Here is a 23,836-nt window from a genome sequence, read left to right as displayed (position 1 = left end):
CAACGCCGGGAAGGAAGCCGCGGTGGGAGCAGCACCAGTCTGGAGCGTGGACCCGCGCACCGGGAAGCAGCGCGAACAGGTCGCGTCGGAAGCCACGCCCGAAGAGGTCGACCGCGCGGTCCGCGCCGCCGAAGCCGCCCGCCCCGCGCTCGCCGACCGCACGGCCCGGGCCGCTCTGCTCCGTAACGCCGCGGACCTCCTCGACGAGGCAGGCGGGCACGTCATCGAGGCCGCCGACGCCGAGACCGCGCTGGGGCCGGTGCGGCTGACCGGTGAACTCGCGAGGACCACGGCCCAGTTGCGGGCCTTCGCCGATGTGGTCGACGAGGGGGCGTTCCTCGACATCCGCATCGACCACGCGGACGCCGACCGGACCCCGCCATGGCCCGAACTGCGCCGCTGGAAGATCCCGCTCGGAGTCGTCGCCGTCTACTCCGCGAGCAACTTCCCGCTCGCCTTCTCCGTGCCCGGAGGAGACACCGCGAGCGCCCTCGCCGCGGGCTGCCCCGTCGTCGTCAAGGCCCACCCGGATCACCCGGCCACCTCCGAGCTGTGCGCGTCGGTCCTGCGCAGGGCCGCCCAGCAGGCCGGGCTGCCCGAGGACGTGATCGCGCTGGTCCACGGCTTCGACGCGGGAGTGGAGCTCGTACGCCATCCGCTGGTCGCGGCCGCCGGATTCACCGGTTCGGTGCGCGGCGGCCGCGCCCTCTTCGACGCCGCGGCGGCCCGCCCCGTGCCCATCCCGTTCCACGGCGAGCTCGGCTCCCTCAACCCGGTCGTGATCACCGAGGCCGCTGCGGACGAGCGCGCGGAGGCGATCGGCACGGGCCTGGCCGGTTCGATGACCCTGGGGGAGGGGCAGTTCTGCACCAAGCCCGGCTTTGTGCTGGCCCCGGCCGGTGCCGCCGGCGACCGGCTGCTCAAGTCCCTGACGGCGGCGGTCAGCGAGACCGAGCCCGGCGTGATGCTCGACCACCGGATGCGGGACGCTTTCGTCGCCGGCGTCGCCGAGCGCGCGGCACTGGACGGCGTCGGGATGCCCGTCACGCCCGGTGCGGGCGGGGAGCACACCGTGAGCGCGGGCTTCCTGACCGTACCGGCACAGCGGCTGGCCACAGAGGGCCCGCACGATCTGCTGCTCGAGGAGTGCTTCGGGCCGGTCACCGTGGTCGCCCGCTACGCGTCGCAGGAAGAGATCGCCGGCATCCTGTCCCGGCTGCCCGGCAATCTCACCGCCACCCTGCACATCTCCGAGGGCGAGGCGGCCGGTCCGGCGGCGGAGCTGCTCGCCGCACTCACCCCGCTCGCCGGCCGGGTCCTGGTCGACGGATGGCCGACCGGCGTCGCCGTCGCCCCCGCCCAGCACCACGGAGGCCCTTACCCGGCCACCACCTCCACGTCCACCTCGGTCGGCGCGACCGCGATCGAACGGTGGCTGCGCCCTGTCACCTACCAGTCGGCGCCCTCCGCGCTGCTCCCTCCGGAGCTGCGCGACGAGAACCCGCTCGGTCTCCCGCGCCGGGTCGACGGGCGCCAGGAGGGTCTGGAAAGCTGACCGCGTGACCGACGTGATCACCCTGCCCGAACTACCCTTCCCGCTGCGGCCGTACGGACCCGACGCCGACTGGTCGTACGAGGACGGAATGCTCACCGGCTGGGCGGGGGCACGTCAGGACCGCTTCGTCCCGCCCACCGGCGAGGCCCTGGACCCGGCGTCCGACGCACCCCGGCTTCTCGGCGCGCCGGAGGGCGACTTCCAGCTGATCGCCCGCGTGAAGGTCGGCTTCGGTGCCGCCTTCGACGCGGGCGTGCTCTACCTCCACGTCGGCGAGCGCGAGTGGGCCAAACTCTGCCTGGAGCTGTCCCCGGACAAACCGGCCATCTGCACGGTCGTCACCCGTGGCCACTCCGACGACGCCAACTCCTTCATGGTGGACGGCGACAGCGCCTGGCTGCGGATCAGCCGCACCGCGGGCGCCTTCGCCTTCCACGCATCCGCGGACGGCGACCGCTGGACCTTCGTCCGCATCTTCGCGCTCGGCGGCCGGGAGCAGGCGGAGGCCGCGCTCGTCGGCTTCATGGCCCAGTCCCCGGTCGGCGAGGGCTGCGTCGTCGCCTTCGACCGGATCGAGTTCAGGCCCAGCTGGCCGCAGGGCCTGCGGGACGGCTCCTGACAGCAGACACGGTGCCGTGTCCGGGACCCGGCGCGTGAGACCGTCCCCGTCACCGCGCTCTCGCCGGCGGTGCACGACCACGGCGGGCCCGCCGCCGGCGAAACGGACGCGCCAGCTCCTCACGGTCGCAGTCGTTCGTACCGGCCGTGCGACGGGCGTGCCGCTCTTGACGGTCGCAGTCGTTCGTACCGGCCGTGCGACGGGCGTGCCGCTCTTGACGGTCGCAGTCGTCCGCACCGGCCGTGCGACGGAGTTCGCCTCCGCCCAGGCATTCGGGCCCGAACACGGCTCTGCGTCCCGACACTCCCTGCGTGGCGCCGGGGGACCGGACCCGGCCGAGGTCCGGTCAGGGCGTCACCGGGAGAGGTGACCGTTGCTCCGAACTGACGACAAGTGATCGTTTCCGCAGACGATCCGGGTGCCGTGACCGCGGGCGGGTGGAAGGCCTCAGGCGTTCCGTACGCCTTGGAAAAGGAGCTCTCCCCATGCGACTTCGTCACTCCGTCGCGGCTGCCCTCGGTGCGCTCACGCTGGTCCTGACCCTGCCCATCCCGGCCCACGCGGCGGAAGGTGAGTTCTCGTACAGCTTCGTCGGCCTGGACGGACGGCCGCAGCGGGCCGTTCTGACCGACCTCCCCGGCCGGGAGTGCGTCGCCCTCCCCGAGGTCGCGGACCCGGGGTCCTCCGTGCCCGCCTTCGCGCCGCGGAACGACACCGACGCGGTGGCCGTGGTCTTCACCGAACCGGACTGCACCGGCCACTCCTTCCCGCTGCGCCCGCACGGCGGGCACGGCTCGGACCGCCTCAAGCTGCGCTCGGTCGTCTTCTTCGGCTGAGCCGGACGGCCCACCCCGGTGCCGGCCGTCCGCGGCTGGTACCGGGGCGTCCGCGGGGCCCGGGGCCCGCAGGGGGCTGTTGTCGCCGACCTGGACGCCATCTGCCTCCCGCGCCACGTACTACCGCGGCCGTCTCGCGGAGGAGAGGTACGCGGGCCCTGCCGAGACCGCCCGCAGCCGCGAGGGCTGGGGTCTTCCGTTCGGACCGGGCCGGATCGGTGAGCGGGGTCCGGCGGCGAGCGTCGCAAGGCGGAGGAAGGAGCCCACGTGGTGGGGGCACCTCCCAGCGGTAGCTGGGGACGTCGGCGACCGACGACAACGCGCGAGGTGCGGCGCCAGGGCAACGCGAGCCCGGCAGGATCCGAACGAGAGGCCCTGGGCGCGTGCGATCGGCGACGGTGCGGGGCTCTGCGCCGAGCGGGACGGCGAGGTCGCCGGAGCCGCCGCGTACCGCGAGGCCGGCGGAGTGATGAAACCCGCCCAGCTCCATGTCCACCCTGGCCGGTGGAGCGGCGGTATCGGCAGCGCTCTGCACACCGCATGGATCCGAGGCATGGCGGCAGCCCGGTGTCCGCACGGCCCGCCTGGAGGTGTTCGAACACAATCTGCGGGCCCGGAGCTTCTACGCCCGGCCCGGGTGCAGCCCCGCCCCGGACGGGCCGCGTGCCGGCACCCATCTGGTCCTTGCCCCTGGACGTGACCGCCGGTGGCACGGAATGAGCCGGACCGTTCGCGCGTTGCAGGCGTGAGCGGAGGGCGCCTCCGCGCCCGCGAGCCCGCACGAGCGAAGAGAGAATCAGTCACATGCGCGTCGAGATCTGGAGCGACATCGCCTGCCCCTGGTGCTACATCGGCAAGGCACGCTTCGAGAAGGGACTCGCGGCCTTCGCCCACCGCGACGAGATCGAGGTCGTGCACCGTTCCTTCGAGCTCGACCCGAACCGTGCCAAGGCCGATACCGCGCCGGTGATCGACATGCTCGCGAAGAAGTACGGCCGCACCCTCGAAGAGGCCCGAGCCATGGAGGAGCACGTCGCCTCCAACGCGCGGGCGGAGGGCCTCGGCTACCGCACCGAGGGCCGCGACCACGGGAACACCTTCGACATCCACCGGCTGCTCCACCTCGCCCGGGCCCACGGCCGCCAGGAAGAGCTGCTGGACCTTGCCTACCGGGCGAACTTCGCCGAGGAACGGTCCGTCTTCGACCCCGAGGTGCTCGTCGAGCTGGCCGTGGAGGCCGGGCTGGACGCCGACGAGGCCCGCGCGGTCCTGGCGGACGAGGACGCGTACGCCGACGAGGTGCGCTCGGACGAGCGCGAGGCCGCGGAGCTCGGCGCGAACGCCGTGCCGTTCTTTGTCCTCGACCGCCGTTACGGAGTCTCCGGCGGACAGCCCGCCGAGGTCTTCACCCGTGCCCTGGAGCAGGCCTGGCAGAGCCGGGGGCCCGCACCGCTGGCCACGCCCGGCGCCGCGGAAGCGGGCCCGGCCTGTGACGCCGACGGAGCGTGTGAGGTTCAGCCGCAAAGCTGATCACCCCCGCCGCACGGCGGTGCGACGTAGGGTCTGGATGCATGGAAACCCTGGGAGGCGCCGAGTTCGCGCCCACGTCGACGTATCTGAACACCTCCAGCTGCGGTCTCTTGCCGCGTCGTTCGGTCGAGGCCGTCAGAAAGCTCGCACAGGAGATCGCCGACGGCCGCCCGGAGGGTTCGGGCAGCTCCGAGTCCGTCGAGGCGGCCCGAGCCTCCTTCGCCCGTCTGGTGGGCGTGTCCGCGGATCGCGTCGCGACCGGAGGCTCGGTCGCCGTCCATGTGGGGCTGATCGCGGCCTCGCTCCCTGCCGGTGCCGAAGTCGTGGTTCCCGAGGGGGAGTTCAGCTCCATGGTCACCCCTTTCACCACCCGGGGAGACCTGAAGGTGCGGTATGCGCCGCTCGACGGGATCGCCGGCGCCGTGGGACCCGGCACCACGCTGGTCGCCCTGTCCGCCGTGCAGTCCGCCGACGGCCGGATCGCGGACCTCTCTGCGGTCCGTGCCTCCGCGGCCGCCCACGGTGCACGCGTCCTGCTCGACGCCAGCCAGGCCGCGGGCTGGCTGCCGGTGGACGCCGGGGCGTACGACTACACCGTCACCGCCGCGTTCAAGTACCTGCTCTGCCCGCGCGGCGCGTCCTTCCTCACCGTCACGGAGGCGGCGCAGGAGTCGCTGGTCCCGGCACACGCGGGTCTGTTCGCGGCCGAGGACCCGTCGGGGAGCACGTACGGGCCCGTCGAGGAGTTCGCCCGGTCCGCCCGGCGCTACGACGAGCCGCCGTCGTTCCTCGCGTACCACGCGGCCGAGCAGTCACTTCCGCTGCTGGAGAAGATCGGGGTCGACGCGGTCCACGCCCACAACACCGCACTCGCGGCGCGTTTCCGGGCGGGACTGGTGGAACTCGGTCACTCGCCCGTCCCGGGTGACTCCGGCATCGTCGCCGTACCCGGCCTCGGTGAGCGGCAGCCCCGGCTCGCCCGCGCCGGGGTCGTCGTATCGGCCCGCGCCGGCAATCTGCGGGCCTCGTTCCACCTCTACAACTCGGAGGCGGACGTCGACAGGGCGCTCGACGTGCTCTCCGGCTGAGCGGCCGGTCCGGCCGCCGGGCCCGGGCAGTCCGCCGTCTCCGTGCAGAGGTTCTGCTCGACCCTGGCCAGCAGTCTGCCGAGCTCGGCGCGCTCGGCCGGGTCGAGCCCGGCGAGCGTGTGCTCCTCCAGCTCGCCCCAGGTCCGTGTCACATCGGTGTACAGCGCGCAGCTGTCCTCCGTTGCCTCGACGAGCACCGCCCGCCGGTCCGCCGGGTCCGGGCAGCGGCGGACATGTCCTGACTGCTCGAGCCGCTGGAGCATCTTGGTGATGGTCGACGGGTCGAGCTCGCACATCCTGATGAGGTCCGACTGCCGCACGGGCCCGGACTGCCACAGACGCATCATCACCGTCTCCTGCCCGGCGTAGAGCCCGGCCTGCCTGAGCGCCTTGCCCGCGGCGATGCGGTGGAGCCGGGCCACCCGTGTGAGGGCATGGCTCACCGGGCCGCTGCGTGCAAGGGACGGCAGCCGCTCGCTGGGACAGGCGGGGTCGGCCTCGGGCGTCATCGGGCCTCCTCAGGACTTTCCGGCGGATCTTCGGGCTGCTCCGACGTTCCCACATCCACTTCCGGCCAGATTACCTTGGTCGGCCAAACAATGCGCTACAGTAGGCTCGCCGCATTTCCTTGGCCGACCAACTATGTCTGTCTCCGGGAGTTCCCATGACCAGTGCCTTCGATCCGATCGACCTGTCCGGTACGCCGCTCGCCAATCGCATCGCCATGGCGCCCATGACCCGCAGCCGTGCCTTCGGCCCGGGCCTCAGCCCGACCGGTTCCACCGTCGAGTACTACGCCCAGCGCGCATCGGCCGGCCTGATCATCACCGAAGGGATCCAGCCCTCCGCCGTGGGCCAGGGCTACCCCAACACCCCGGGTCTGCACAGCGAGGAGCAGGTCGCGGCCTGGCGCCGGGTCACCGATGCCGTCCACGCCAAGGGCGGCCGGATCTTCGCCCAGCTCATGCACGCCGGCCGGATCAGCCACCCGTCGGTGCTGCCGGACGGGCTGGCCCCCGTCAGCGCCTCAGCGGTCACCCCTGGAGGGCAGCTCTACACCCACGACGGCCTCGTCGACTTCGTCACCCCGCGCGAGCTGACCGGTGACGAGGTACGGGCCACCGTCGCCGACTTCGCCGCTGCCGCCCGCAACGCGGTCGACGCCGGTTTCGACGGGGTCGAGCTGCACGGTGCCAACGGCTATCTGATCCACCAGTTCCTCTCGCCGAACACCAACCGCCGCACCGACGAGTGGGGCGGCTCCGCGCAGGCCCGCATCCGCTTCGCCGTCGAGGCCACCAAGGCCGTCGTCGAGGCCATCGGTGCGGCGCGGACCGCGATCCGGATCTCGCCCACCAACCCGTACAACGACATCGCCGAGCCCCTCGACGAGGCCGAGGGCGTCTACCTCGCGCTCGTACGGGAGCTGGAGCCCCTGGACCTCGCGTATCTGCACATCCTGGAGGCCACGCCCGCACTGCGGCCCCTGACGCTCGACCTGCGCAAGGAGTTCTCAGGAACGGTCGTCCTCAACGCGGCCACCGAAGGACCGACCGGCCCCGGCGAGCTCGCCCTGATCGAGGACGGCGTCGCCGACATCGTGTCGTACGGCGCGCTCTTCCTCGCGAACCCGGACCTGCCGGCCCGGCTGAGGGCGGGCGGCCCCTACAACACCCCCGACCCGACGAGCTTCTTCGGCGGCGGCGACAAGGGCTACATCGACTACCCGGCGCTCGGCGCCTGACGCGACCGGGGCCCGGGGGAAGATCCCCGGGCCCCGCTCGGAGGCGCTCACCGCCGCGAGATCACCGGACGGGAGTGAAGTCCCGTGCCCCGATGAACGACGGCCGCGGCACCGGCGCCGCGAACGGCTCCTGCGCCGCGTTCTCCACGCTGTTGTAGACGATGAAGACATTGCTGCGCGGGTACGGGGTGATGTTGTCCCCGGAGCCGTGCATCGCGTTGCAGTCGAACCAGGTCGCCGAGCCGGCCTTCCCGGTGAACAGCCGGATGCTGTGCCGCTGAGCGAACGCGGTCAGCGCCTCGTCCGACGGCGTACCGGCGTCCTGCATCTGCAGCGACTTCTTGTAGTTGTCCTTCGGCGTCTCGCCCGCGCAGCCGAGGAACGTCCGGTGCGACCCGGGCATGATCATCAGCCCGCCGTTGGTGTCGAAGTTCTCGGTCAGCGCGATGGAGACCGACACCGTCCGCATCCGTGGCAGACCGTCCTCGGCGTGCCAGGTCTCGAAGTCCGAGTGCCAGTAGAAGCCCGAAGCCCCGAACCCCGGCTTGACGTTGATCCGGGACTGGTGGACGTACACGTCCGAGCCGAGGATCTGGCGCGCTCTGCCGACCAGCCGCTCGTCGCGCACCAGAGCCTCGAAGATCTCGCTGATCCGGTGCACTTCGAAGACCGAGCGCACGTCCTGGGTCTTCGGCTCCACGATCGAGCGCTCATCGGCCCGTATCGCCGGGTCGGAGACCAGCCGCTCCAGTTCGGCGCGGTGGACCGCGACCTCGTTCGGAGTGATCAGCTCCTCGATCGCCAGGAACCCGTCGCGCTCGTACGACTGCAACGCCGACGGGGCGATGGGGCCCGGCGTCCCCGGCGGGGACCAGACCACCGGGTCCTGCCGGGGGACGGCCGTCTCGGCCGCGCCGCGGGTCGGGTAGAGATCGGTGATCGCGGTGGTCATGGCTCAGCCCTCCTCGGTGATCAGCGGGTAGACGCCGTTCTCGTCGTGGTCCTCCCGTCCGGTGACGGGAGGATTGAAGACGCATACGCAGCGGAAGTCGGTCTTGGGACGCAGCGTGTGACGCTCGTGGCCGTCCAGCAGATACATCGTGCCGGGCTCGATCCAGTGCGACTCGCCGGTCTCGTCGTTCGTGAGCTCGGCCTCGCCCTCCACGCACAGCACGGCCTCGATGTGGTTCGCGTACCACATCGACGTCTCCGTACCCGCGTACAGAACGGTCTCGTGCAGGGAGAAGCCGACCTTCTCCTTGGCGAGCACGATGCGCTTGCTCTCCCAGGTGCCGGACTTCGACCTGACGTGCCGGTCGGTGTTCTCGATGTCCTTGAACGATCGGACGATCACGGTGGTGCGCTTCCTCTCCTGCTTCGGGTGTTCGGACGGTCCGTGGGAGCTCAGGCGGTCTCTCGGACCGCACGCGCGAGGGTACGAAGCCCCTCGTCCAGCTCGTCGGGTGTCACGGTGAGCGGCGGCAGCAGCTTCACCACTTCGCTCTGCGGGCCGGAGGTCTCCAGCAGCAGACCGAGCTCGAAGGCGCGGGCGCAGACGGCGCTCGCCCGGGCCTTGTCGGCGAACTCCAGACCCCAGACCAGCCCGCGCCCGCGGAAGTCGACCCCGTCGGCCGAGTTCTCGTCGGTGATCGAGAGCAGCGTCTGCTCGACCTGCTCACCGCGCGTGATGGTCTGCTTCTCCATCTGCCCGTCCGCCCAGTAGGTGTCCAGCGCGGCGGCAGCGGTGACGAAGGCCGGGTTGTTGCCGCGGAACGTGCCGTTGTGCTCGCCCGGCTCCCAGATGTCGAGCTCCGGGTTGAACAGGCACAGCGACATGGGCAGTCCGTAGCCGCTGATGGACTTCGACAGGGTGACGATGTCCGGGGTGATGCCCGCCTCCTCGAAGGAGAAGAAGGCACCGGTGCGGCCGCAGCCCATCTGGATGTCGTCGACGATGAGCAGCATGTCCTGGCGCCGGCAGAGGTCGGCGAGCGCCCGCAGCCACTCGGGCCGGGCCACGTTGATGCCGCCCTCGCCCTGCACGGTCTCGACGATGACCGCGGCGGGCTTGTTGAGGCCGGAGCCCTGGTCCTCGAGCAGTCGCTCGAACCAGAGGAAGTCCTGGACCTGGCCGTCGAGGTAGTTGTCGAACGGCATCGGCGTGCCGTGCACCAGCGGTATACCGGCGCCCGCCCGCTTGAAGGCGTTACCGGTGACGGCGAGCGAGCCCAGCGACATGCCGTGGAAGGCGTTGGTGAACGAGACGATCGACTCCCGGCCCTTCACCTTGCGGGCCAGTTTGAGCGCCGCCTCGACGGCGTTCGTGCCGGTCGGGCCGGGGAACATCACCTTGTACGGAAGATCGCGCGGTCGCAGCACGATGTTCTGGAAGGACTCCAGGAAGGCGCGCTTGGCGGTCGTCGCCATGTCCAGACCGTGGGTGATGCCGTCGCGTTCCAGGTAGTCGAGGAGCGCGCGTTTCAGTACGGGGTTGTTGTGGCCGTAGTTGAGTGATCCTGCGCCGGCGAAGAAGTCGAGATAGGTGTGGCCGTCCTCGTCGGTGAGTCGGGCGCCCTGCGCGCGGTCGAACACTGCGGGCCAACCGCGGCAGTAGCTGCGCACCTCCGACTCCAGGGTCTCGAAGACACTCAGGGCGGGCGGGGTGATGGTCACAGCGGTCTCTCCTGATGTGGGGGTCAGACGGTGACAGTGATCGGGCCGATGCGGTACAGCACTTCGGGCTGGTGGGTTCCCTCGGGGAACAGCCCGCCGTCGAAGAGCACCTCACGCTCCAGTGACGCGCCGCGCCGGGCCGCGTACGAGGTGAAGAGGCGGTCGGACGCGGTGTTGTCCGGGGTGACGGTCGTCTCGATCGCGCGGACGCCGTGCGAGGCGGCTACGCGACGGGTCAGCGCGTCGAGGAGCGTCCCGGCGAGGCCGTGGCCGCGGTGCGCCTCGTCGACGGCGACCTGCCAGACGACCAGCGTCTCCGGGCTCTCCGGCCTGGTGTAGCCGGTGACGAACGCGATCGGTTCACCGTCGGCGCCGCGGGCCACCGCGGAGGTCGCGGCGAAGTCGCGGCACCACAGCAAATAGCTGTACGAGGAGTTCAGGTCCAGGACCTCGGAGTCGCGGGCTATTCGCCAGATCGCGGCTCCGTCCTCCACGCGTGGGCTGTCGATGCTCAGTGCGGTGGTCATGCGAATTGAATTTACCGAGCAAATTCGCAGATTGCATCGAGGAGGGGGGTTGGGTGGAGGGTCGAAGTGTGTTATCGCGCGCGGGCGGGCGCCGCGCGAGTCGATGCCGAACTCTCCCCATTTGGGTGGGAGTTATCGGGCGAAAGATCTTGGCTGTGGAATGCGTCACACACTGGAAACGCCTGCGGAATGCGCCCGGAACGGGACGTTCGATCTTGTTGAAACTTTGGCGTTTAGGGTCCGGGAAACGGGGCAGAAGAATGCGGGGAGCTAATTACGATAAAGTAGCTCCCCGCATTCATGAATTCATGCGCTATTTATTTGTTGTCGGGGTGTCGGACATTACTTCCGCCAGGCGTCGTCGGGGCGCGGCGAGCATCCTCCGGATCGGCTTCCAGGCCGTATCCGGCGAGGGCCCGCACCCAGCGCCGCCGGCGAGGACCGCACCGCGTCACGGCTGATCGCGTTCAGCACCGTGGCCGCGGTGGGCGGCGCGATGCTCACCTTCCTCGACCCTGTCCAGCGCGCCCGCGCGATCGGCGTGCGGGGCAGCGTGACCGGGCTCAGCCTGCGCTGGGGACGGTTGTCGGGGGACTGCTGGTCGACTCACTCGGATGGCGGTGGGTGTTCTGGATCAACATCCCGCTGGCGCTGATCACCATCGGGCTCACCCTGAGCGTCGTGCCCGAGTCCCGTGCCGCCACATCCAGGCGAGGTGGCCCCGTCGCGCAACTCCTCATCATTCGAAAACGGAGGTTCTCTACGGTCCTCGATCGACCCTGGGGCAGGGCTCGTAGAGTGCTGCTCATGAGCGATCACGTGGTGCTGCATGTGAAGGGGCGGGTGCTCGTCGGGCCGGAGGAGGTGCGCGACGAACTGTGGGTGGTCGGTGGGCGGATCACGTACCGGCGCCCGTCGGGTGAGGCGCGGACCGTCGAGGGATGGGTGCTCCCGGGTCTGGTCGACGCCCACTGCCATGTCGGGCTCGACCAGCACGGCGCGGTGGACGAGGCGACCAGCGAGAAGCAGGCGCTGACCGGCCGGGACGCGGGCACGCTGCTCATCAGGGACGCGGGCTCGCCCGCCGACACCCGGTGGATCGACGACCGCGAGGACCTGCCGAAGATCATCAGGGCCGGCCGGCACATCGCCCGTACCCGTCGCTACATCCGCAACTACGCCCACGAGATCGAGCCCGACGACCTGGTCGCGTACGTGGCGCGGGAGGCGCGGCGCGGCGACGGCTGGGTCAAGCTGGTCGGCGACTGGCTCGACCGCGAGGCGGGGGATCTGGGCGCCTGCTGGCCACGCGAAGCCGTCGAGGCGGCCATCGCGGAGGCGCACCGGCTGGGCGTCCGGGTCACCGCGCACTGCTTCGCCGAGGACTCGCTGCGCGACCTCGTCGAGGCGGGCATCGACTGCGTCGAGCATGCGACCGGACTGACGGAGGAGACCATCCCGCTGTTCGCGGAGCGGGGTGTCGCGATCGTCCCGACACTCGTCAACATCGCGACGTTCCCGCGGCTCGCCGACGGCGGAGAGGCGAAGTTCCCGCGCTGGTCCGCCCATATGCGCCGACTGCACGAGCGCCGGTACGACACCGTCCGCTCGGCGTACGACGCGGGCATCCCCGTCTATGTCGGCACCGACGCGGGCGGCTCGCTGCCGCACGGGCTCGTCGCGGCGGAGGTCGCCGAGCTGGTGAAGGCCGGCATCCCGCCGGTCGAGGCGCTCTCGGCGACGGCCTGGGGCGCGCGCGGCTGGCTGGGGCGGCCCGGGCTCGAAGAGGGGGAGCCGGCCGATCTCGTGGTGTACGAGGCTGACCCGCGGGCGGATGTGAGGGTGCTGGCATCGCCGCGGCGGGTGATCGTCAACGGGCACGTGGTGGCCTGACTCACGGGCCGGACGTCCGGTTGACCGGGGGCGACGCGAGGCATGCGCGGCTCGTTGGACGTCCTTGGTGCCCTTGCCTGCGCCGTACCGAGGTCGACCGGCGTACGCCCCGGCGCCCCCTCCGAAAGGGCGGCTTCCAGGAACACCCGTACCCCATTAATCGAACGCTGGCGCGGAAACCTCACTTTGGAGTGAACTCACTGCAGGTGTCTGCCGGTTCACTCTCGGTGCGTAAGTATTCGGGTGTTCTCAGTCGCCTCCGTCGTGCACGAGTCCCCGTGGCGGGCGGGCCCGGCGATGTCATGTCTCCTGTGGGGGTTCCACCACCGTGAACAGCAACACCTTCCGCATGCCCGGACGCCGTTCCGCAGCCGCGGCGGCCTCTGTCGCGCTGGCCGCCGCAGCGCCCCTGGCGTTCGCCGCTCCGGCCCACGCCACGGGCGGCAGCGACGGGCGGGCGAGCGCGGTCGTCCTCCGTACCGGTCTCGACGTCTCCCTGCTCAACAAGACGGTCCACGTGCCGCTGAAGACCTCCCTCAACGAGGTCCAGGCGCCCGTGAGCGCCGAGAAGACGGCGCTCACCGTTCAGGTGGAAGGTGTCGACCAGGGGCGGCCGTTCAATGTGCTGCGAGCCGACGTCGCGAGCGCGAAGGCCACCGCGGACCGCGAGAAGGCCGAGGGCAGCACGACCCTCGCCCATGCCAAGGTGCACGTGCCCGGGCTGCCGCTGCTCTCGCTGATCGAGGTCGAGAAGGTCACCGCGCGGGCGGTCTGCGTGGCGGGCGGGAAACCGGTGGCCGAGTCGAATGTGCTCGGCACCGTCAGGGTCCTGGGGAAGAAGGTCACGCTGACGGCGGGCGGCACCACCCGCGTGGAGGTTCCCGGCGTCGGCGACGTCGCACTCGACCTGTCGCGCACGGAGACGACTTCGCGTACGGCCGCGGCGACCGCCCTCGAACTGAAGGTGTCCGTGAATCCGCTGAAGCTGAACGTCGCCGAGGTCGAGGGCGCCGTGACGCTGGCGGCGGCGACATGCGAGGCGCCCGGCCCCGCGCCGGCGGGCCCGGCGGACGTGAAGCCTCAGACGGGCGTGGAGCCGGCAGCGCCGGGTGTCGACGAGCCCGCGTCCTCCGGCTCGGAAAGCCTCGCGGTCACCGGCGGCAGCACCTCGACCCCGTACGCCGCGGCCGGCGCGATCGCGCTCCTCGCCACGGGCGCCGGCGCGGTGGCCCTGGCCCGCCGCCGCGCCCGCGACTGACGCGGACCCGGGGGCGGGGCGAACGGTGGAGGGCGCGCCCGGGTGGCAGGCGACCCCGGGCCGGGCGCCGGAGCCACCCGGCCCCGCCTTCCGTCCGGCGGGCCGGAGCGAACGGCGGTCCCCGGTGGTCCTTCAGCCGCCCACCATCGTCAGGGCCTGGTCGAGCGCCTGCAGGAAGCGGTTCGTCGTGGCGCGGTCGCGGACCGCCACGCGGAGCCAGCGGTGGTCCAGGCCCGGAAACGTGTCACCGCGCCGGGCCGCGAAGCCCAGTCCGCGCAGGCGCTCGCGTACCTCGTCGGCTCGCTCCATGCGGATCAGCACGAACGGTCCTTCGGCGCGCGCCACCACACGTACCTCGTCGAACTCCGCAAGACCGGCCATCAGATGCGCCCGGTCCGCGGCGGCCTGCCGTGCCGCCTGCGCCGCCTCTGCCAGCGCCCGCGGCGACACGCACGCCTCCGCCGCCGCGAGGGCCGGGGTCGACACCGGCCACAGCGGCTGTGCCCGCTCAAGCACCGCGATCGTCTCCGGCGCCGCGAGCACATAGCCGATCCGCAGCCCCGCCAGGCCCCAGGTCTTGGTGAGGCTGCGCAGCACCACGAGCCCCGGGAGGTCGGTCCGCGACGCCAGTTCCTCCGGCTCGCCCGGCACCGCGTCCATGAACGCCTCGTCCACCACGAGAATCCGCCCGGGCCGCGCCAGCCGGGCGATCGCGGCGGCCGGGTGGAGGACCGATGTCGGGTTCGTCGGGTTGCCGATGACGACGAGGTCGGCCGACTCGGGCACGGCGTACGGATCCAGCCGGAAGCCGTCCTCCTCACGCAGCACCGCCCGGGTCACCGCGTGCCCGGCGTCCCGCAGGGCCGCCTCCGGCTCCGTGAACTGCGGGTGCACCACGACCGGACGGCTCACCTTCAGCGCCCGCGCGAGCAGCACGAACGCCTCTGCCACCCCGGCGGTCAGCAGCACCCGCTCCGCCGGCAGCCCGTGCCGCGCGGCGACGGCCGCCCGCGCCGCGCGCCCGTCGGGATAGGCGGCGAGCGATGTCAGGGAGTCGGCGATGCGCTCGCGCAGCCAGTCCGGGGGAGTGCCGGTACGGACGTTGACCGCGAGATCGGTCAGCCGCCCGTCCCGTACCTCCGCGTCGCCGTGGTGGCGCAGATCGTGGCCGTCGGTGTGCAAGGTCATGGTCGTCCTGCCGATGAGGCCGCCGGAGCGGTACGGGACACTGCCTCCCGGTAGCGTTCCATGACCAGATCGGCCAACTCGCCCACGGGACCGATCACTTCGGCGAACCGTACATCGGTCTCCGGATGCGCCGCCTGCCAGCCCTCCGCGTGCAGCCGCGCCCGCTCCACCGGACCGCCGTCGAACAGCACGTACGGCAGCACGACGATCCGGCGGGCCCCGAGCCGGACGCACCGGTCGAGCCCGGCCGGCACATCGGGCGCGGCCGACGACACGAACGCGGTCTCCACCCCGGCGTACCCACGCCCCTCCCAGAGCAGTCGCGCCGCCCGGTGCACCTCGGCGTTGGCTCCCGGTTCGGTCGAGCCCGGGGCCACGAGGAGCACGGTGACGCCGGCACGGTCCCGAGGCGTACGGCCCGCCGCGCCCGTGCCCAGCGCCGCGTCCAGCCGCTGCTCCAGTACGGCGAGCAGCGCCGGTTCGGGGCCGAGCCCGCGGCCCCGCGCCACGGAGACCCCAGGGTGCTGTGCGGGCACCGCGGCCAGCGCGTCGGTCATGCCCTCGCCCGCCCGCGCGTCCGGAAGCAGCGCCAGCGAGACCGCGGCGATCCGGCTCGCGCCCGCCATGACGAGCTCGTCCACCGCCTCGGCCACCGGCCACCGGTCGGCGCCGATGAGACCACCCGCGACGGGCACCTCCGGGTGGCGGCTGCCCAGCAGCGCGACAAAGTCCCGGAACGCCGCGGCCTCGGCGTCGTGCCGGGCGCCGGGGGCGGCGATGAGCAGTGCCGGCGGGGAAGTCATACGTTCTCCTCGGGGGCGGGGCGGCGGTGCCTGTGCTGCCAGTTGCGATCATGTCCAGCGTCACCGGATCCACGCCGGGCAGGTGCCCGTGCCGTGTCCCCTGTCGGCGGCGCCGGCTTCGTGCCGGAGCCTGTCGCCCGGCACACGGCCGATTCCGGAACCGGGGCATCCGGAAGGCGTACGATCGCACAGGTCACCCTGCCAGGTCGCCCCTCCGTCCCGGACTTCCGCTTCGGTACGAGCAGTTCACCGCCGCCCGCGAGCGCCGCGGCCTCGGCCACCGACGGGGTGCCCACCGCGTCCCGCGCCGCCCCGGACGGGTGCGGCACCGCCACCGCGGCCAGCTCCCGTGCCGTATGGGTCCGCACGGGTACACCGAGCGCCGCGGCGGCCCCGGCGATCCCCGGATCGTCCGCCTTGACGTCCACCGTCGCCAGGGCGACCACCGGGCCGGCCCCCTCCCCGGCCTCCCGCAGCACGGCCCGGATCAGACCGAGCACCTCCTCCGGCGGCGCACCTCGGCGCGCGCCGACACCGACGACAAGGGCGCTCATGGCGTGGCACCCGCCACTGGAGGGGGTGCATCCGCTAGCAAGAGCGCATGGCGGTGTTCGTCGCGCTCGGCGCGTTCCTGATGACGCTGGCCGGCGGGTGGGCGGCTCAGCGTGTGACCGACCGGCGGCACCTCGTGCTGGGCCTCGCGGGCGGTCTCATGCTCGGCGTGGCGGGCCTCGATCTGCTGCCGGAGGCGCTGCACGCGGCGGGCCACGAGGTGTTCGGCGTGCCACAGGCCCTGCTGCTGTTCGTCGGCGGATTTCTCCTCGCCCACCTGGTGGAGCGCATGCTGGCGGGCCGTCAGGCCTCGCACGGCGCGTACAACGGCCTTCGGCACAACCACGAACACCGCTCGCCTCAGGCGGGCATGGCCGCGGCCTCGGCCCTGGTCGGCCACAGCGTCATGGACGGCATCGCGATCGGCGCGGCCTTCCAGGCAGGTGAGGGCATGGGAGCCGCGGTCGCGCTCGCCGTCGTCAGCCACGACTTCGCCGACGGCTTCAACACGTACACGGTCACCAGCCTGTACGGGAACGACCGCCGCAAGGCCCTCGGCATGCTCTTCGCCGCCGCGCTCGCACCCGTCGTCGGCGCCGCCTCGACCCTGTTGTTCACGATGCCGCAGGAACTGCTGGGCAGCTATCTCGGTCTCTTCGGGGGCGTACTGATCTATCTCGCGGCGGCCGAGATCCTTCCCGAGGCACACCACCGGCACCCTGCCCGTACCACGCTGCTGTGCACGGTGGGGGGTGTGGCGTTCGTCTGGCTCGTGACGGGCGTGGCGGAATGACGCCCGGCTCCGGCTCACTCCCGCCCGGACCATTGCGCGCAGCTGAGGACGAGCCGGCGCGCCGTCTCCGGCACCGCCGCCCAGTGCGTGTGCACATAGCTCGCGTGCACGCCCTGCTGTACGAAGCCCTCGACCCGTCGCTCCGGCTGCCGCAGGCCCCACGCCGCCCGGGGTCCGGCGCCCGGCTCGATGACCGTGCGATGGAACTCGTGTCCGCGCATCCGTGTCCCGGCGGCGGCCAGGACGCTGTCGCTCACGGCCACCGCGTCCCGGTAGCCGAGGGTGAGCCGCTCCGACATCCGCGCGTCGGCGTCCAGCACCCCGCACATCGGCCTGCCGTCCAGTGAGCGTGCGAGATAGAGCAGCCCGGCACACTCCGCGGCGACGGGCGCCCCCGCCCGCGCCAGTTCGGAGACCGCCTTGCGCAGCCGGGAGTTGGCCGACAGCTCGGGGGCGTAGACCTCGGGGAACCCGCCGCCGATGACGATGCCTCCGGTGCCCGCGGGAAGCTCTTCGTCGCGCAGCGGATCGAAGGGCACCACCTCCGCGCCTGCGGCGCTCAGCAGCTCCGCGTGCTCGGCGTACGAGAACGTGAACGCGGCGCCGCCCGCCACCGCGACCACCGGGCGAGGACCTTCGGCCGGGTGCCCGCCGACGGCCGGGTCCCAGGGTTCCTCGGCCAGCGGCGGAGCGCTCCGTGCCAGCGCGAGCAGTGCTTCCAGATCGCACCCCGCACGCACCTGCTCCGCCTGCGCCCGTACGGCGTCGACGGCCTCGGACCGGCGCTCGGCCACCGGCACCAGGCCCAGATGCCGCGACGGCGTACTGACGGCGGGCGCCCGCCGCAGCACCCCCAGCACCGGCACCCCCGACTCCTCCAGCGCCTCCCGCAGCAGCGCCTCGTGCCGGTCGGTGGCGACCTTGTTGAGGATCACACCGCCGAGCCGCACCTGCGGGTCCCACGACGCGAAACCGTGCACCAGGGCCGCCACCGACCGCGACTGCGACGACGCGTCCACCACCAGCACCACCGGGGCCCGCAGCAGCTTCGCGACCTGCGCGGTGGATGCCAGTTCTCCCTGGCCCGCGGCGCCGTCGTACAGCCCCATCACCCCCTCGACCACGGCCAGGTCGCAGCCGCGCGCGCCGTGCGCGAAGAGCGGCGCGACCAGGTCGGTGCCGCACATGTAGGCGTCGAGGTTGCGGCCGGGCCTGCCGGTGGCCAGTGCGTGATAGCCAGGATCGATGTAGTCGGGGCCCACCTTGTGCGGGGACACGGCGAGACCGCTCGCCGTGAAGGCCGCCATCAGGCCCGTCGCGACGGTGGTCTTGCCGCTGCCCGAAGCCGGTGCGGCGATGACGAGACGTGCTACCACTTGATGCCTACCACTCGATGCCCCGCTGGCCCTTCTGGCCCGCGTCCATCGGATGCTTGACCTTGGACATGTCGGTGACGAGATCGGCGAGGTCGAGGAGTTCCGGGGGCGCGTTGCGGCCGGTGATCACCACATGCTGGGTGCCGGGCCGCTCCCGCAGCACCCGCACCACCTCGGCCGTGTCGATCCAGCCCCAGTGCAGCAGATAGGCGAACTCGTCGAGGACGTAGAACTTGTACTTCTCCGCCGCGAGGTCGCGCTTGACCTGCTCCCAGCCCTCGCGCGCCTTGTCCTCGTGGGACTGCTCGCCGTCGGCGGGTGCGCGCTGGATCCAGGACCAGCCCTCGCCCATCTTGTGCCAGTCGACGGGCCCGCCCTCGCCGCTCGCGCCGAGGACCTTGAGCGCGTTCTCCTCGCCGACCTTCCACTTGGCCGACTTGACGAACTGGAACACCCCGACCGGCCAGCCCTGGTTCCAGGCGCGCAGCGCCATACCGAAGGCGGCGGTCGACTTCCCCTTGCCGATGCCCGTGTGCACCATCACCAGCGGGCGGTTGCGGCGCTGACGGGTGGTGAGTCCGTCGTCCGGTACGACGGTCGGCTGTCCCTGCGGCACTACGCGGCCCTCCTGTTGGTTCCGGTGCTTGCCTGTACGTCCCTGACCAGCCCGGCGATGCTGTCGGCGCGCAGCTCGTCCAGGGTGACGGACGTGCCGCCGAGTTCGCGGGCGAGATTGCCGGCCAGCCCCAGCCGTACCGGACCCGTCTCGCAGTCCACGACCACGCCCGCCGTGCCCTCGGCGGCGTGCAGCCGCGCGGCGCGTGAGGCGAGCGCGAGTGCGTCACCGCCGCGCGCGCCGGTCGCGCGGCCGTCGGTGACCACCACCAGCAGCGGGCGGCGTGACGGATCGCGCAGCCGCTCGATCCGCAGCACGTCGTGCGCCTTGAGCAGTCCCGCGGCGAGCGGCGTACGCCCGCCCGTCGGCAGCTGCTCCAGACGAGCGGCGGCCGCGTCCACCGACGACGTCGGGGGCAGCGCCACGTCCGCGTCCTTCCCCCGGAAGGTGACCAGACCGACCTTGTCGCGCCGCTGGTACGCGTCGAGCAGCAGCGACAGGACCGCGCCTTTGACCGCGCTCATCCGCTGCCGCGCCGCCATCGACCCGGAGGCGTCCACGACGAACAGCACGAGGTTGCCCTCGCGGCCCTCGCGGGTGGCCTGGCGCAGATCGTCACGCCGGACCACGAGACCGGTGCCGCTGCGCCCGCGCGCCCGCTGGTGCGGGGCCGCGGCCCGTACGGTCGCCGACAGATGCAGCTTGGTGAGCGCGCCCTGCGGCCGCCGGGCCCCGGTGGTACGGCCGTGCTCGGTACGGGCGCGGGAGCGGCGTCCGGCCGCACCCTCGCCGAGCCCTGGCACGCTCAGCATCTTCGTACGGAACGGCTCGGCGGCCCGTACGGCGGCCTGCTCGCCCGCGCCGGCACCCGGGGCGCCTGCGGCGGACTGCTCCGGCTGGTCCGCGGGTGGTGCCGGCCGGTCCGCGGGTGGTGCCGCATCGGGACCCTGCCCCTGCGGCGGGATCCCGCCGCCGCCTCCGGGCCCGCCGTCGGGGCTGTCCGGACCTCCGTCCGGGTCCGGATCGGGCTCGGGCTCACCGTCCCCGCCGAACTGCTCCAGCGTCTCGTCGAGCTTGTCCTCGTCGAGACCTGGCGCGTCGAAGGGGTTGCGCCGGCGCCGGTGGGGGAGCGCCAGCAGGGCGGCCTGCCGTACGTCCTCCTCCCGGACATCCGTACGCCCCGCCCAGGCGGCCAGTGCCGTCGCCGTCCGGGCCATCACGATGTCGGCACGCATACCGTCCACTTCGAACGCCGCGCAGGTCGCCGCGATCTGCCGCAGCGCGGCGTCTCCCAGCACCACGGACGGCAGCAGCGCCCGCGCGGCGGCGACACGGTCCCGCAGCGCCGACTCGTCGTCCGCCCAGCGCGCGGCGAAGCCGGCCGGGTCGTCGTCGTGGGCGAGCCTGCGCCGGACGACCTCCACCCGCTGCTCCGGGTCCCGTGACGCGGCCACCTCGACCGTGAGCCCGAACCGGTCGAGCAACTGCGGCCGCAGCTCGCCCTCTTCGGGGTTCATCGTCCCGACGAGGAGGAAGCGGGCGGCATGCCGTACGGAGACGCCCTCGCGCTCGACGTAGGAGGCGCCCATCGCGGCGGCGTCCAACAGCAGGTCGATCAGATGGTCGTGCAGCAGATTGACCTCGTCGACGTACAGGATTCCGCGATGCGCCTGTGCGAGCAGCCCGGGCTCGAAGGCCTTCACGCCCTCGGCCAGGGCCCGCTCGATGTCGAGAGCGCCGACGAGCCGGTCCTCAGAGGCGCCCACGGGCAGTTCGACCATGCGGGCCGGGCGCGAGGACGCCTGGCCGCCCTCATGAGGCCCGTCGGGGCACCGGGGGTCGGGCCCGGACGGGTCGCAGCTGAAGCGGCAGCCCGTCACGACCGTCACCTCGGGCAGCAGATCCGCCAGCGCGCGCACCGCCGTGCTCTTGGCCGTGCCCTTCTCCCCGCGGACGAGGACGCCGCCCACCGCGGGGCTGACGGCGTTGAGCAGCAGCGCCAGCCGCAGATCGTCCATGCCGACCACGGCCGTGAACGGATACCGGGTGCTCATGTGGTGATCACTCCTTCGAGTGGCTTCCATCCGGCTTCGGAGGAGTTGTGGGGGATGTGCGCCACGCCGGCGCCCTTGGCCCTGCCTGTGCGGGCACGGCCCGCCGTCCGACGCTCCCGGGTCCGGGGTGGAAGAGCCCTCCCCGCGCACGCCGGGATCCCGCGGGCCCCGCTCACGGCGCCCCCGGCGGAACGAACGGCAGCCCGGCGGGCGGGCCCGACTCGATGAGCTTCAGCAGCGCGTCCGTGTCCGCGTGTTCCTCGATCAGGTCTCCGAGCCGGTCGAGCTGCTCCTCGCGCAGGGCGCCGAAGCTCGTGTCCGGCGCGGGCACGAAACGCCGCCCGGCCGCCGCGGCCACCTCGCGGAGGAACGCCCGCCGGAAGCCGTCGCTCTCCAGCGAGCCGTGCCAGTGGGTCCCCCACACCGCCCCCACCCGGCAGCCGTCCAGGAAGGGCTCGCCGCCCAGGACTTCGGCGACACCGTGGTGGATCTCGTACCCCTCGACCCGCTCGCCGAGCGCCTCACCGACGGGCCGCGCCAGGGTCTTCTCGCGCGCGAACCGCACCCGCAGCGGCAGCAGCCCGAGGCCCTCGACCGCACCGGCACGTGACTCGACGTCGTCCTCGATGCGCTCGCCCAGGGCCTGGAGGCCGCCGCAGATCCCCAGCACCGGCCTGCCCTCCGCCGCGCGCCGGGCGATCGCGTCCGCGAGTCCGCGTTCGCGCAGCCAGGCGAGCGCCTTCACGGTCCCGCGGGTGCCGGGAACGATCACCAGGTCGGCGTCGGTGAGCTCTTCCGCGCGGTCCACGAACCGCACCACGACGCCCGGTTCGGCCGCCAGGGCGTCCACGTCGGTGAAGTTGGACATCAGCGGCACGGCGCACACCGCGACCCGCAGGACGTCCTCACCGACCGGCGCCGAGGTCACGGACTCGCGGACGGCGCCCCGCAGGGAGACGCGCAGGCCGTCCTCCTCGTCGATGCCGAGCCCGTGCGCGTACGGAAGCACGCCGTACGTCCGCCGTCCGGTCAGCCCGTGCAGCATCTCCAGTCCCGGCTCCAGCAGCGTCACATCGCCCCGGAACTTGTTGACCAGATAGCCCGCGACCAGTTCCTGGTCCTCCGGCGCGAGCAGCGCCGTCGTACCGAAGAACTGCGCGAAGACCCCGCCCCGGTCGATGTCCCCGACCACCAGCACCGGCAGGCGCGCGGCGCGCGCGATGCCCATGTTGACGATGTCGGTACGCCGCAGATTGATCTCGGCGGGGCTGCCGGCGCCTTCGCAGATGACGGCGTCGTAGGTGTCGCGCAGTTGCGCCAGGCACTCCACGACGGGCTCGAACAGCTCCTGCCGCCGGCCTCCGTGCAGCACTTTCCCCGGGGACACACCGCCTGAATGCGGCTGCGCCGCGGGCCCGGGCCCCCCGAAGAACCCGCGCGCGCTCAGTTCGCCCACCGGCCTGCCCATCAGCACGACCTGGCTGGAGCGGTCGCTGCCCGGTTTGAGCAGCACGGGGTTCATGAGCGCCGAGGGCTCCACGCGCGCCGCCTGGGCCTGCATGGCCTGCGCCCTGCCGATCTCCGCTCCCTCGCGGGTCACGAACGAATTGAGGGACATGTTCTGGCCCTTGAAGGGCGCGACCTTCACGCCCTGGCGCACGAGCCACCGGCAGATGCCCGCCGTGACGACGCTCTTACCCGCGTCCGACGTGGTCCCGGCGACCAGCAGTCCGCCGCCCCTCATGTGCGCCTCCCCCTCGTTGCCCCGTATGCGAGCCGCGCGCCCGCGCACACCGCGAGGGCCAGGACGCCCACGCGCCGCGAGAGCCGTACCGCCCGCTCGATGTCCGTGACCTCGACCGTGCGCCCCTCCGCGTTGAGCACGGGACGGTGCTCGACCCGTCCGCCGTACGAGAGCGTCCCCCCGAGCCTTACCCCGAGCGCCCCCGCGAACGACGCCTCCACCGGACCGGCGTTGGGGCTCGGATGCTTCGCGGCATCGGCGCGCCAGGCGCGTACGGCGCCGCGTGGATCTCCGCCCGCGAGTACCGCGAGTCCGGCGGTGAGGCGAGCGCCGGGCCAGCCCGCCGCGTCGTCGAGCCGCGCCGATGCCCAGCCGTACCTGCGGTGGCGGGCGGATCTGTGGCCCACCATGGCGTCCAGGGTGTTGACGGCACGGAAGCCGATGAGGCCGGGCACCCCGCCGAGCGCGCCCCACACCAGCGCGCCGACCACCGCGTCCGAGGTGTTCTCCGCGACGGACTCGACGACGGCGCGGGCGATCCCGGGGCCGTCCAGTGCCTGCGGGTCACGCCCGCACAGATGCGGCAGCCGCTCGCGGGCGACCTCGAGGTCCCCGGCGGCCAGTGCTCCCCCGATCGCCCCGGCCTCCCGGCCCAGCGACGTACCACCGACGACGGCCCAGGTGGCGGCGGCCGTCAGGGCGAACGAGGCGGTACGGGAACGGCGTACGGAGGCAGCGGCCAGCGCTCCCGCGGCGACCGCGCCCCCGGCGCACAACGCGGTGTGCAGCGCGCCCCAACCCCGGTGGTCGCGCCACAGCACCCGTTCGACGGCAGCGGCGGTCCGGCCGAACGCGGCGACCGGATGCCCGCGGCGCGGATCGCCGAGAAGCAGGTCGCCGAAGAGTCCGGCAGCAGCACCGCACGCGAAAGTGATCTCTGGGGAGACATCCCCCCAGCCCCCCGGATCGGCAGGCATGTTCGTCCTC

Annotated in this window: 22 protein-coding genes and 1 pseudogene; 10 read left to right on the top strand and 13 right to left on the bottom strand. The window is 72.6% G+C overall.

Going from position 1 to position 23,836, the window contains the following annotated elements; translation table 11 throughout:
* The first annotated feature begins 22 nt into the window (after positions 1-22).
* The 5 genes from ACFU5O_RS27330 to ACFU5O_RS27310 all read left to right on the top strand — a co-directional run bounded on the left by ACFU5O_RS27330 (position 23) and on the right by ACFU5O_RS27310 (position 5,628).
* Positions 23-1,555, top strand: a complete 1,533-nt coding sequence (locus ACFU5O_RS27330) for an aldehyde dehydrogenase (NADP(+)) (RefSeq protein WP_384244582.1) — start codon at positions 23-25, stop codon at positions 1,553-1,555.
* A 13-nt stretch (positions 1,556-1,568) separates the two neighbouring features.
* Complete coding sequence (locus tag ACFU5O_RS27325) at positions 1,569-2,174, top strand: DUF1349 domain-containing protein (protein ID WP_384244660.1); 606 nt, start codon at positions 1,569-1,571, stop codon at positions 2,172-2,174.
* Between the two features lie 485 nt (positions 2,175-2,659).
* Complete coding sequence (locus ACFU5O_RS27320; RefSeq protein ID WP_384244581.1) at positions 2,660-3,010, top strand: hypothetical protein; 351 nt, start codon at positions 2,660-2,662, stop codon at positions 3,008-3,010.
* An 804-nt stretch (positions 3,011-3,814) separates the two neighbouring features.
* Positions 3,815-4,540, top strand: a complete 726-nt coding sequence (locus tag ACFU5O_RS27315) for a DsbA family oxidoreductase (protein WP_384244579.1) — start codon at positions 3,815-3,817, stop codon at positions 4,538-4,540.
* A 41-nt stretch (positions 4,541-4,581) separates the two neighbouring features.
* The gene (locus ACFU5O_RS27310; protein WP_384244578.1) at positions 4,582-5,628 is read left to right on the top strand and encodes an aminotransferase class V-fold PLP-dependent enzyme; all 1,047 of its coding nucleotides are present in this window, start codon (positions 4,582-4,584) and stop codon (positions 5,626-5,628) included.
* Here ACFU5O_RS27310 and ACFU5O_RS27305 read toward each other — a convergent pair.
* Positions 5,577-6,137 carry a MarR family winged helix-turn-helix transcriptional regulator gene (locus ACFU5O_RS27305; protein WP_384244577.1) on the bottom strand — a complete coding sequence of 187 codons (561 nt, stop codon included), beginning with the start codon at positions 6,135-6,137 and terminating at the stop codon, positions 5,577-5,579. The genes ACFU5O_RS27310 and ACFU5O_RS27305 overlap by 52 nt on opposite strands.
* Positions 6,138-6,292: 155 nt before the next feature.
* On the opposite strand from ACFU5O_RS27305, the gene ACFU5O_RS27300 reads away from it, so the two are divergent.
* Entirely contained in the window at positions 6,293-7,372 is a 1,080-nt protein-coding gene (locus ACFU5O_RS27300; protein WP_384244576.1) for an alkene reductase, read from the top strand.
* 61 nt (positions 7,373-7,433) lie between these two features.
* Here the strand turns inward: ACFU5O_RS27300 and thpD are convergent, their stop codons facing one another.
* From thpD to ectA, 4 genes are read right to left on the bottom strand one after another with little or no spacing between them, the layout of a single operon-like run.
* Positions 7,434-8,324: an ectoine hydroxylase gene (gene thpD, locus ACFU5O_RS27295; RefSeq protein ID WP_384244575.1), complete on the bottom strand. Its 891-nt coding sequence runs from the start codon at positions 8,322-8,324 to the stop codon at positions 7,434-7,436.
* A gap of 3 nt (positions 8,325-8,327) precedes the next feature.
* Complete coding sequence (locus tag ACFU5O_RS27290; RefSeq protein WP_384244574.1) at positions 8,328-8,726, bottom strand: ectoine synthase; 399 nt, start codon at positions 8,724-8,726, stop codon at positions 8,328-8,330.
* A gap of 50 nt (positions 8,727-8,776) precedes the next feature.
* Positions 8,777-10,045, bottom strand: coding sequence for a diaminobutyrate--2-oxoglutarate transaminase (ectB, locus tag ACFU5O_RS27285; protein ID WP_384244573.1), 1,269 nt, complete (start codon positions 10,043-10,045; stop codon positions 8,777-8,779).
* A 23-nt stretch (positions 10,046-10,068) separates the two neighbouring features.
* Complete coding sequence (ectA, locus tag ACFU5O_RS27280; RefSeq protein WP_384244571.1) at positions 10,069-10,572, bottom strand: diaminobutyrate acetyltransferase; 504 nt, start codon at positions 10,570-10,572, stop codon at positions 10,069-10,071.
* Positions 10,573-10,872: 300 nt separating this feature from the next.
* Here ectA and ACFU5O_RS27275 point away from each other — a divergent pair.
* The 3 genes and pseudogenes from ACFU5O_RS27275 to ACFU5O_RS27265 form a co-directional block, all read left to right on the top strand.
* A pseudogene (locus tag ACFU5O_RS27275) lies at positions 10,873-11,316 on the top strand (hypothetical protein); the annotation flags it as partial.
* Positions 11,317-11,379: 63 nt separating this feature from the next.
* Positions 11,380-12,465 (top strand): amidohydrolase family protein, encoded by a 1,086-nt coding sequence (locus tag ACFU5O_RS27270; protein ID WP_384244658.1) that lies wholly within the window; start codon positions 11,380-11,382, stop codon positions 12,463-12,465.
* A 328-nt stretch (positions 12,466-12,793) separates the two neighbouring features.
* Positions 12,794-13,723, top strand: a complete 930-nt coding sequence (locus ACFU5O_RS27265; protein WP_384244570.1) for an SCO1860 family LAETG-anchored protein — start codon at positions 12,794-12,796, stop codon at positions 13,721-13,723.
* A gap of 132 nt (positions 13,724-13,855) precedes the next feature.
* Here ACFU5O_RS27265 and cobC read toward each other — a convergent pair whose 3' ends face one another.
* From cobC to ACFU5O_RS27250, 3 genes are read right to left on the bottom strand one after another with little or no spacing between them, the layout of a single operon-like run.
* Positions 13,856-14,911, bottom strand: coding sequence for an Rv2231c family pyridoxal phosphate-dependent protein CobC (gene cobC, locus ACFU5O_RS27260; protein ID WP_384244568.1), 1,056 nt, complete (start codon positions 14,909-14,911; stop codon positions 13,856-13,858).
* Positions 14,908-15,714, bottom strand: a complete 807-nt coding sequence (locus tag ACFU5O_RS27255) for a sirohydrochlorin chelatase (protein ID WP_384244567.1) — start codon at positions 15,712-15,714, stop codon at positions 14,908-14,910. The genes cobC and ACFU5O_RS27255 overlap by 4 nt, the downstream gene beginning before the upstream one ends.
* Positions 15,711-16,268 carry a cobalamin biosynthesis protein gene (locus ACFU5O_RS27250; protein WP_384244566.1) on the bottom strand — a complete coding sequence of 186 codons (558 nt, stop codon included), beginning with the start codon at positions 16,266-16,268 and terminating at the stop codon, positions 15,711-15,713. Before ACFU5O_RS27250 ends, ACFU5O_RS27255 begins: the two co-directional genes overlap by 4 nt.
* A gap of 47 nt (positions 16,269-16,315) precedes the next feature.
* On the opposite strand from ACFU5O_RS27250, the gene ACFU5O_RS27245 reads away from it, so the two are divergent.
* On the top strand, positions 16,316-17,059 hold the full coding sequence (locus ACFU5O_RS27245) for a ZIP family metal transporter (RefSeq protein WP_384244564.1): 744 nt from the start codon (positions 16,316-16,318) through the stop codon (positions 17,057-17,059).
* Positions 17,060-17,073: 14 nt separating this feature from the next.
* Here ACFU5O_RS27245 and ACFU5O_RS27240 read toward each other — a convergent pair whose 3' ends face one another.
* The 5 genes from ACFU5O_RS27240 to ACFU5O_RS27220 all read right to left on the bottom strand — a co-directional run bounded on the left by ACFU5O_RS27240 (position 17,074) and on the right by ACFU5O_RS27220 (position 23,826).
* Entirely contained in the window at positions 17,074-18,435 is a 1,362-nt protein-coding gene (locus ACFU5O_RS27240; RefSeq protein ID WP_384244563.1) for a cobyrinate a,c-diamide synthase, read from the bottom strand.
* A 7-nt stretch (positions 18,436-18,442) separates the two neighbouring features.
* Positions 18,443-19,051: a cob(I)yrinic acid a,c-diamide adenosyltransferase gene (gene cobO / locus ACFU5O_RS27235; protein ID WP_384244562.1), complete on the bottom strand. Its 609-nt coding sequence runs from the start codon at positions 19,049-19,051 to the stop codon at positions 18,443-18,445.
* The gene (locus tag ACFU5O_RS27230) at positions 19,051-21,105 is read right to left on the bottom strand and encodes a putative cobaltochelatase (RefSeq protein WP_384244560.1); all 2,055 of its coding nucleotides are present in this window, start codon (positions 21,103-21,105) and stop codon (positions 19,051-19,053) included. Before ACFU5O_RS27230 ends, cobO begins: the two co-directional genes overlap by 1 nt.
* A gap of 172 nt (positions 21,106-21,277) precedes the next feature.
* Complete coding sequence (locus tag ACFU5O_RS27225) at positions 21,278-22,849, bottom strand: cobyric acid synthase (protein ID WP_384244559.1); 1,572 nt, start codon at positions 22,847-22,849, stop codon at positions 21,278-21,280.
* Positions 22,846-23,826 (bottom strand): cobalamin biosynthesis protein, encoded by a 981-nt coding sequence (locus tag ACFU5O_RS27220; protein ID WP_384244558.1) that lies wholly within the window; start codon positions 23,824-23,826, stop codon positions 22,846-22,848. Before ACFU5O_RS27220 ends, ACFU5O_RS27225 begins: the two co-directional genes overlap by 4 nt.
* Between the last annotated feature and the right edge of the window lie 10 nt (positions 23,827-23,836).

It is taken from the genome of Streptomyces sp. NPDC057445 (genome assembly GCF_042802855.1).
Classification (GTDB): domain Bacteria; phylum Actinomycetota; class Actinomycetes; order Streptomycetales; family Streptomycetaceae; genus Streptomyces.
Note: the sequence above shows the minus strand (reverse complement) of the source record. Positions and strands in the feature narration are given on the sequence as shown.